The following is a 9,414-nucleotide window of genomic DNA, read 5'->3' on the forward strand; positions in this document are numbered from 1 at the left end:
CTCGAATGTCTTGTGCTGGACGTACGCGACCTGACCGTGCTGCCCGCAGTAGCAAGGGTCAGCGTCACAGAGGTGGCAATAGGTTTCACTCATATCGGGCTTACCGTAACCGCAGGCGCCGACAGAACTTGCTCAGAGCCGAGCGCTACCTAGGTCCGGGATCCCAAGCGCCCACGACTGTCGGACCTTGCCGACGACTACGCGTCCTGAACCGCGTGCGTGGGGGCGTAACTCAAGCTCATTAGCGCGTCGCGCAGCGTGTCCGGGCTGTCAACGAGCGACCGAGGCTCGTCCGCCAACTTGAAGTCGCGCTGGATCGCACGAATCTTGTCCAGAACACCGTCGGCAAGTGGATCCGCCGGGAGTTGCGACACCAACGCCTCAAGCAAACCGGTGACGGCGTTCTTCCGAACATCCCCTGGGTGGTCGTCGATGAAGGCCTTGCGCAGCCGCTTGATGATGGTGGATACCTTCACGCCGGCCTGAAGGCGGTCAGCTTCACGCTGCTTGAGGTTGATGAGTTCGATCAGCGGAGCAAACGAGTCGTAGTAGGCGCGCACTACAACCTGAGTTGGCTTGCTCTCTGAAGCCAGGTCTGCAACTGCTCGCGCGAAGGCGACCTTTGGGATCTCAAGCTCGCGGTCGAGCCCCGCTGCAACGCTCGCAGCCTCGGCGCCGGCTTCAAGGAGCTTAAACAACTTGCTGCCCGCCTTCGGCTTGACGGACTTCCACGACGCCTTGAACCGCGCGGAATCGTCAGACGTGAGAACCTGCTCAGCGACCCGCAGAACCGCGGCGTTCGCGAGCTCTGCTGGGACCAGGTCCTCGAGTTCGATTGCAGGCCGAGTTGAGCCGTCTGGCAAGTCGGCGACATTGAACACCAGCCCGTGCGGAATGAGCCCCTTGGTCGCCTTGATCCGATCGGCCGCGTCGCGGCCGTCGTCGTCGTTATCGACGAGCACCATGACTGCCGGCTTATCCTCATCTCGACCACGGGCCAAGTAGGCCATGTAGGGAACGTTGGATGCGCCGCCGCAGGCGACAAGGGTCAGACTGTTGAGGTCGAGAGCGTGACCGACCGGGTCGACCTTACGGGCAACATTGCTCGCGCCCGCGAGCAGAATGGGATCGGCCTGGCCTTCAAGGAGCAGGTTGCATGTCCCTATGAACGTGCTCTCACCTACGAAACCACCGAGCGCGGTCCGCAGGGGCTCGAAGTGATTTCGTCCCGCGTTCTGTACAACCCGCGTGCCCTCCTCCCCGTCGCCCTTCTCAAGGACTCGGACGCGCTCAGCGTGGTTCTTGTCAATAAGGAACGGCGAATGGGTTACGTAGATGACCTGAACCGGGTCTCGGCCGTCCTCGGGGTGAGCAAACGCTTGGAAAATGCGCAGAAGGTCCTGTTGACCAGAGTTGGAGAGGAAGGCATCCGGCTCGTCCATGAGGAGGATCTCCTCATCCCGAGTCTCGCCATGCGAGAGGTACTGGACGAAGTAGCTAAGGAAGTACTTCAGCCCTTGGCTTCGCTCCCGAAAGGTGTAGTCAGTGCCGGTGCGGTCACGGATCGTGAAGACGAGATCGAAGTCGCGGAGCCGGAGTTGGAGAGAGAACTCTGAATCCTGCGTCCACCACTTGCGGAAATTAAGAGAGTCGGCCAACTTGCGATTCATCTTGGCGACTAGAGCCTCGGCATACGCATCGGAAGACTGAACAGCAGAACTCAGTTGCTCGAAGTCGTGTGCGGTGATCCCCGCAACGTCGACAAGCAGTCGCTTGGCGAGGTCCCACTGCGCCAACGTCGATTCGGATGGCACCTCGTCTTTGCCTGCGAAGGCCGGACGAGGCGTGGTGCCGTCGGTAGGCGCAACGAGCGCCTCCGGGTTCTCGACCACAAACCGCATTCGCTCTAGCCAGGAACGTCGGGTTCGTGAGACACGGTCTCCCTTCGCGGCCAGGTACGCGATCTCAACACTGTCAGGGAGTGGGACCTTGGCATCGATGTCGAACGCACGGGGCAACCCGAGAGCCGATGCGTCGTCGACAACTACTTCCTCGTCTCCGATGTAAACGACAATCCGGTCGTGAAACCGAAAGAGGTGGAACGTCTCTGGCGCCTTCTCCTGCCAGTCCGCAAGGGCCCCAAGTTTCTCAAGGTCGTCAGGCGTCAGATCCGTGAATTCGCCACCGAACTCGGGCAGTCGCGGTCCATCGTCCTCCGCGAACCACGTCGAGTACCTGCAGAAGTCCTCTTCCACGTATCCAGTGCCGTTGAGCAGACACTTGATTGCCGTCAGAAACTGGCTCTTGCCCGCTTCGTTGGCTCCGACGATCGTCGTGACGTCAGACTCGAGGTTCAGTCTGACGAACGGATAGAACTGGTCGTTGGGACCTACGACGTCCCAACGATCCGTCGCCGAGCCCGACCGGTACTTCCGCAAGTAGTCGATGTTCAGCGATCGGAAGAATCGCACGTAGACCGTCTTGAGTCTCATGACACGACCCGTTCCTGCGGGGCCCAGTGGACACTCGCCACCGCATCATGGCTGTGGATGCTCTCGAAGTTCCTCACCGAAATCTCGTGTGCGACGCGACGCTCCCGGCATGCACGCGAGAGGTCCCGTGCCATGTCTTCCACGAAGGCCGGGTGGTCGTGCGCAGTCATGGTGACGACCCGCTCGTCGGGCCTCTTGATGATCGGAAACACCGGACTCGACCCGACGGAGCGAATCAAGGCGAAAGCGGACGCGACGTCTAGCGGGTAGATGTCTTCGTCGCGCCCGAAGGTGGTGAGACGCACTCGGCTCCGTTGGTTGTGGGCACCGTAGTCGCTGATCGCCTTGCTGCAAGGACAGAGGCTCGTGATGTCTGTACCAACCGTTACCGCGAGCTCCGGACCATCGGAGGTCAACTGCGCCGCGAACTCAACGTCACAGACTTGCCAGGCTTGCTTGCCCGACGCCGGTGCCTGGACGAGGAACGCCATCGGCAAACCAACACGAACCCTGACCATGTCCACGTCGAGACGGTCCGCCGCGACCTTCAGCGCCTGAGGAAGCCGGTCGGGCTCCAGATCCTGAAGCTCGTCGTGAATGACCTCCACCATGCGGCTCATGTGGGTCCCGCGGCGCTCGGCCGGGAGGGTGACGGTGACGTCGAAAGTCGCGATTCCCGCATGCTGACTTGAGCCATCGTCGAATCGGATCGGGTACTGCACGCCTGCAATGCCGACTCGATCAAGTTCGATCCCGCGATTGTCGAACTCGTCCTGGATGTCCGGCAGCGCCATCTGATTACTCCCCGCGGTAGATGCAGCCGGAGGTGCAGGTTTCACGCACCCGAACCTCGGTCATGTTCGGAAGCACGTCGATCAGTCGATCCCAGATCCACTTGGCCAGCACTTCGCTGGTCGGATTTTCCAATCCCGGAATCTCGTTCAGGTAGTGGTGATCGAGCTGTTCCTCAAGGGGCTTGAACGCCGCCTTGATGTCGCCGAAGTCCTGCACCCACCCGGTGTCCTCGCCTACCGGGCCCGCTACATGAATGACAGCCAGGTAGGAGTGACCGTGCAGACGCGAGCACTTGTGGCCTTCAGGCACGTTCGGCAGCCTGTGAGCCGACTCGAAAGTGAACTCCCTGTAGATCTCAGAGGTGTAGGTCACGGTATTCCTAGGTGCTTGTGCGTCTGCAAACTCAGTTGCCATCGCGGGTGGTCAAGACAGAACTTCACGGCCAACTCGGTGTTCGCGGCCACGTCTGGACCGTCCATCGGCTGTACTCGGAAGCTCTCGAAGTCCAGGTGCTCAAACGCGGTCGGGTCGACACCGCCCTGCGGGACAACGAACTTGAGTTCGTGGCCCTTCTCGACGATGAGGTCCGATCCGATCTTCGGGCTGACGCAGAGCCAGTCGATCCCGGGCGGCGGAGCGACCGTTCCGTTCGTTTCAACCGCAACGTAGAACCCGCGAGAGTGGAATGCCTCCACGGCCTCGACGTCCAACTGCAGAAGGGGCTCGCCTCCGGTACAGACGACCATCGGTTGTCCGCCGCCGTTCACCGGCCACTTCGCCGCCACGGCCTCCGCGAGCGCTTGCGCATCGGCGAACTTGCCGCCACCCTCGCCGTCGGTGCCGACGAAGTCGGTGTCACAAAACTTGCAGATCGCTCGTTCGCGATCGGCTTCCCGGCCGGTCCACAGGTTGCAGGAACTGAAGCGGCAGAACACCGCCGGTCGGCCGGCGTGTGTGCCCTCGCCTTGCAGCGTGTAGAAGATCTCCTTGACCTTGTACGTCACGTGCCCGACTCCTGGTACGTCAGGGGGTCAGTCAGGCCCGCCTCCGCGAAACCCTTGAGGCGCAGGAGGCAGGAATCGCAGTGACCGCATGGGCGACCTTCCGCGTCGGGGTCGTAGCAGGACGAGGTCAGCGAGTAGTCCACGCCCAATCGCTGGCCAATCTCGACCGTCTGAGCCTTCGTAAGGTCGATGAGCGGCGTGTGGATCTTCAGCGACTTCCCCTCGACACCGGCCCGAGTGGCCAGGTTTGCCATCTGCTCGTAGGCAGCAATGAACTCGGGGCGACAGTCGGGGTATCCCGAGTAGTCGAGTGCGTTGACGCCGATGAAGATGTCGGTCGATCCGACGACTTCGGCGTAGGCCAGGGCAAAGGAGAGGAAGACTGTGTTGCGAGCCGGTACATAGGTGATCGGGATCTCGTCTCCGGAGATCTCGTCAGCGGTTACATGCTTCGGAACGTCGACATCTGCCGTCAGCGCCGAGCCGCCGAACACTCGAAGGTCGATGTCACAGACCACGTGACGCGCGACGCCGGCGGCGGCAACGACGCGCTGCGCAGCGGCCAGCTCTACCTCATGGCGCTGCCCGTAGCGGAAGCTCAGTGCGTAGGGCTCGAAGCCCTGGTCCTTGGCGATGGCGAGCACCGTGGTGGAATCCAGACCGCCACTCAACAGGACGACGGCTTTCCTCTTCATGCGCTACACCTCTCCTATCCACACACGCTCTGGGTTGCTGCCTGAACCAGAAACTACACGATAGAGTAGCCGCACAAGGCACGTAGTTTTGGAGTGAGAGGTCATGTCGCGACAGAAACTGACGATCGTCGTCACCTGCACCGACAGGAAGTCAGCGACCCCGACCCACGGACTCATGGCTCGCAATCTTCCCCCAGGCCAGGTAGTCGATCGCGCCCGGACATGGCGTGATGCACTCGCTGCCGCCCATGGGACGACTCCACTCCTCGACCTATACAGGGGCGAGAGTTGGAGTCAGGTCAAGCTCCTCATCTCGACGGCGCGGGAGGTCGGGTTTGAGCCTGAGGTGCTGGTTGCATCGGCCGGCCTTGGCTTGCGGCCCGTTCAAGATCGGTCGCCCGCCTACGCGGCAACATTCAGCGCTGGCCACGAAGACTCCGTCGCGTCGTCGACCACGGAAGCACGAGAGTGGTGGGATGCGCTGCCACATGTCGCCCGTGGGCGGCGGCATCGATCCATGTGGGTGCTCTCGGAGAACTACGCTCGCGTCATCGCCACGGACCTGACTGACCGGTTCGCGGCCGATGAACTCCTCGTCTTCGGGGGATCGAAGGAAGTCCCAGACGACAATCGCATCGCTTCAGACCGAGCGCTTCGACGCTCTCTCGGAGGTACGGCCACGAGCCTCAACGTTCGCATGGCGATCCAATGGCTTCGCCTGTCGCAACAAGGCGCGTTCAGCCCACACGCCACCGGCGCGTGGCTCGCATGGGCCGATCGTGAGCGACACCGCGAGGTCTACAACAGGCAACAACTGAGCGACGACGGCGTCCTTGATTTCGTCGACTCCTTGCGGGCTCGAACCCCTGGCATCTCGAAGACCAGTGCGCTGAAGTCTCTGCGCGAAGCTGGACTGGCTTGCGAGCAAGGACGGTTCTCGACGCTCTTCCAGAAAGTGGCCACATCGTGACTGACCCGCATTGGCTGGTGCGCCGAGCACTCAAGGTTCTTCAGAGTGATGACACACCGCTCTACCTCTTCACCCTCGCAGCAGAAGAGGTCGACTTGGTGGCCGACGTAGCACGTATCGGTCGGGACGAGGCAGGCAAGCTCATCGGCTATCAACGCCCTGAGAAGCAGAAGCACGTCAAACAGATTCAGGAGTATTTGGATTCCGAGAACCCGGTGTTCCCCAACGGGCTGATCCTTGCACTGCCGCCAGAAGTCAAGTTCAAGTCGAGCCGGGGACCGGGGACGACCGACGGACTGGCCGTCGCTGGAACGCTCGAGATTCCGATTGCGCTCGATGACGATGGGCCACGTCCAGCATGGATCGTTGATGGGCAGCAGCGGAGCCTTGCCCTCGCGCGAACCAAGAACCGCCGCCTGCCAGTGCCGGTCGCCGGCTTTGTGGCGCAGAACCTTGAGGTCCAGCGAGAGCAGTTCCTGCGCGTCAATACGGTGCAGCCGCTTCCGACCGGCTTGGTCACCGAACTGCTTCCCGAGATCTCCCGTGTGCCCTCGGCGCGCATGGCCACAAGGCAACTGCCGTCCGCGCTAGTCGACATGCTGAATCACGACGTCGACTCACCGTTCCGCGGCCTAATCAGACGAGCGTCTACGGCGACGGGCCAGAAGAAGGCGGCCGTGGTGACGGACACGAGCCTCGTGGAAGCCATCCGCGAATCCATCGAATCGCCTTCGGGAGTCCTGTTCCCCTATCGCAACATTGCCACAGGTTCGACCGACACCGAAGGGATCCGCCGAGTCCTCATCGCCTACTGGGGCGCCGTCCGCCAGACGTTCCCAGAAGCCTGGGGCAAACCCGCGACGAAGTCGCGGTTGACGGGCGGAGTCGGCATCCGCGCCATGGGGCGACTAATGGATCGCGTGATGACACACGTCCGTGACGATGATCCGGATGCTCAGCAGCAGGCTGCGGCCGAACTCGCGCTTGTCGCCGAGAAGTGTCGCTGGACGAGCGGCGTCTGGGAGGACTTGGGACTTCCGTGGGACGACTTGCAGAACACCCCGCGGCACATCAGCGCCCTCTCGAACTACCTCGTCCGCACATACCTCGCAGAGCGGACCGGCCGAAGGTGAGGTTCTACTTTCCAGACAGTCAGGATCTGGTCAGCCCTTCCTACGACTTCCTCCGTGACGAGTACCCGGCCCACCGGGTACGACAACGCGATGACCGCTATGCCCACGAGGTTCTCTCGGCAGCTCCGTACCACGGCATCCTGGTCAGCAAGTCGATCGTGGATGGATCAATCAAGGGCGCCGGGAAGTATTCGACTGCTCAACGGGCGCGCCTCCACCGAATGGGGGTGCATAGGTTTTTCCGACTCCCGCCGGGGGTTGAGGCGCTTGGCGACAACGGCGCATTCAACTACGTCGATGAAGCAGTTCCTCCGGTCACGGCGGCTCAGACTCTCGATTTCTACGAAGAGTGTGGCTTCGACGCGGGCGTGAGCACGGACCACGTGGTCTTCGGCTTCACGGAAGATCCATCGAGCGACGACGTAAACCCCGATTGGGAGGAACGTCGACGACTCACTCTTCGGTTGGCGGAAGAGTTCATCGCCCTCAACCGTGACCGCGGCAGTTCCGTCGAACCTGTGGGCGCAGCTCAAGGCTGGAGTCCCGAGTCCTACGCCGAAAGTGTCAGTGCGCTTCAGGATCTCGGCTACCAGCGCATCGCGCTCGGAGGCATGGTCCCCCTGAAGACAAGCCAGATTCTCGCTAGCCTGACGGCGATCGCAGACGTTCTCAAGAACGGCACGCAACTTCACCTGCTCGGGATCACACGCGTGGAGTCGATGGACGACTTCGCAGACCTAGGCGTCACGAGTTTCGATAGCACGTCAGCGTTCCGCCAGGCGTTCATGGACGATCGTAAGAACTTCCACACCGTCGAGCGCGCCTACGTTGCCCTCCGCGTCCCACAGGTCGATGGAAACCCCACTTTGAAGCGCGCCATCCTTGCTGGAAATGTGAGCCAGAAGGACGCGATCACCGCTGAACGGGAGACTCTAAAGGCGCTGCGCAGCTACGACGGGTCGTCCATGTCAAGGCGGATCTGTCTCGACCGCCTCTGCGAGTACGAGATCATCTGCCAATCCAAGAAGTCGTACCTAGCTGCCTACGAGGAGACGCTTGAGGCAGCGCCATGGACCCGCTGTGACTGCAGAATCTGCAGAGATCACGGCGTCGAGATCGGGGTCTTCCGCGGCACCGAACGAAACAAGCGCCGCGGCTTCCACAACATGTCAGTCCTTGCCAAGAAGATGGCGCAACTCAAATCGCACGGGAGAACAGATGGCTGATCGCTACGAACTGCGACTGCCCGCCCTCCGAATTCGCCAAGGTGCGCAGTTCATCTACACCTTTGGGGTCGACGGCAAGCGCATCCATGACTTCGCAACAGTCAGTCGTGTTCACCGAGACGACATCACGCTCCAGGGCTACCAGCGTCCTGAGGTTCTCAGCCACATCAGGGCGATCCGGCGCTACCTCGAGTCTGATGGAGCCATGCTTCCGAACGCGGTCGTCGTTGCGTTCGACGACCGCGTGAGTTTCGTCGCGTCCGGAACTAGCAGTTCGGTCGACTACGTTTCCGCCGGCGAGCTCGTCATTCCGATCGACGAGTCGTTGCCCGAGGATCAGAAGCCGGCCTGGCTCGTGGACGGGCAGCAGCGCAGTGCAGCGATTCGCGACGCTGACCTCGCTGAGTTTGGGATTGCGGCCGTTGGCTTCATTGCCCACGGCGAAGCTGAGCAGCGAAGCCAGTTCATCCTCGTGAACAACACGAAGCCCCTCCCCAAGGGTCTGATCCACGAACTGCTGCCAGACACGATGGGTCATCTGCCGACGGCGTACGCCCGGAAGCAACTGCCCGCAGAGGTCATGGCTCGACTCAACTTCGGCAACCGAGCGGCCGGTGCACCCTTCGCTGGACGCATCTCGACCCCGACCATGGCCGATGGCTACATCAAGGACAACAGCGTCCTGAAGATGATTGAGAACAGCCTCTACGACGGCGCCCTCTATCAGTACCGCGATCCTGAAGACGGATCCGGCGACGTTGACCAGATGGTCCTTCACCTGAACTACTTCTGGACCATCGTGCAACTTGCTTTCCCGACTGCATGGGAACTACCCCCGACCAAGTCTCGCCTGACCCATGGCGCGGGCGTCCAGGCGATGGGCTACGTCATGGACGCCCTCACCGACGGTGTCCCGACGGCGGAACTCGCCGGCATGAACCTCGAGGCGACGGTTGGACGCCTTGGCGAACACTGCGCGTGGACGAGCGGAACCTGGGATTTCGGCGAAGAGCAAGTCCGTCGCTGGAACGGCATCCAGAACACGCCCAACGACGTCAAGGTGCTAACCAGTCACCTTCTCCGCGCCCTCAAGAGGTGA

Annotated in this window: 9 protein-coding genes; 4 read left to right on the forward strand and 5 right to left on the reverse strand. The window is 61.8% G+C overall.

Annotated features, from left to right (window positions below; genetic code table 11):
• Positions 1-197: 197 nt before the first annotated feature.
• The 5 genes from NJ4_RS04775 to queC are packed head-to-tail and all read right to left on the reverse strand — an operon-like array spanning position 198 to position 4,986.
• A complete protein-coding gene (locus tag NJ4_RS04775; protein WP_067430951.1) occupies positions 198-2,492 on the reverse strand; it encodes an AAA family ATPase in 2,295 nt (764 codons plus the stop codon).
• Positions 2,489-3,286: a GTP cyclohydrolase I FolE2 gene (locus tag NJ4_RS04780; RefSeq protein ID WP_082748174.1), complete on the reverse strand. Its 798-nt coding sequence runs from the start codon at positions 3,284-3,286 to the stop codon at positions 2,489-2,491. Before NJ4_RS04780 ends, NJ4_RS04775 begins: the two co-directional genes overlap by 4 nt.
• A 4-nt stretch (positions 3,287-3,290) precedes the next feature.
• Positions 3,291-3,659 (reverse strand): 6-carboxytetrahydropterin synthase QueD, encoded by a 369-nt coding sequence (gene queD / locus NJ4_RS04785; protein WP_245644455.1) that lies wholly within the window; start codon positions 3,657-3,659, stop codon positions 3,291-3,293.
• Entirely contained in the window at positions 3,656-4,291 is a 636-nt protein-coding gene (gene queE, locus NJ4_RS04790) for a 7-carboxy-7-deazaguanine synthase (protein WP_067430956.1), read from the reverse strand. Before queE ends, queD begins: the two co-directional genes overlap by 4 nt.
• Complete coding sequence (gene queC / locus NJ4_RS04795) at positions 4,288-4,986, reverse strand: 7-cyano-7-deazaguanine synthase QueC (RefSeq protein ID WP_067430960.1); 699 nt, start codon at positions 4,984-4,986, stop codon at positions 4,288-4,290. Before queC ends, queE begins: the two co-directional genes overlap by 4 nt.
• Before the next feature lie 517 nt (positions 4,987-5,503).
• Between queC and NJ4_RS04800 the strand changes: the two genes are divergently transcribed.
• From NJ4_RS04800 to dbpB (NJ4_RS04815), 4 genes are read left to right on the forward strand one after another with little or no spacing between them, the layout of a single operon-like run.
• Entirely contained in the window at positions 5,504-5,956 is a 453-nt protein-coding gene (locus tag NJ4_RS04800) for a hypothetical protein (protein ID WP_067430961.1), read from the forward strand.
• Positions 5,953-7,089, forward strand: coding sequence for a DGQHR domain-containing protein DpdB (gene dbpB, locus NJ4_RS04805; protein WP_067430963.1), 1,137 nt, complete (start codon positions 5,953-5,955; stop codon positions 7,087-7,089). The genes NJ4_RS04800 and dbpB (NJ4_RS04805) overlap by 4 nt, the downstream gene beginning before the upstream one ends.
• Complete coding sequence (dpdA, locus tag NJ4_RS04810) at positions 7,086-8,315, forward strand: tRNA-guanine transglycosylase DpdA (RefSeq protein WP_067430966.1); 1,230 nt, start codon at positions 7,086-7,088, stop codon at positions 8,313-8,315. The genes dbpB (NJ4_RS04805) and dpdA overlap by 4 nt, the downstream gene beginning before the upstream one ends.
• Positions 8,308-9,414 (forward strand): DGQHR domain-containing protein DpdB, encoded by a 1,107-nt coding sequence (dbpB, locus tag NJ4_RS04815; protein WP_067430969.1) that lies wholly within the window; start codon positions 8,308-8,310, stop codon positions 9,412-9,414. Before dpdA ends, dbpB (NJ4_RS04815) begins: the two co-directional genes overlap by 8 nt.

Source organism: Nocardioides jensenii JCM 1364 = NBRC 14755 (genome assembly GCF_001552535.1).
Classification (GTDB): Bacteria; Actinomycetota; Actinomycetes; order Propionibacteriales; family Nocardioidaceae; genus Nocardioides; species Nocardioides jensenii.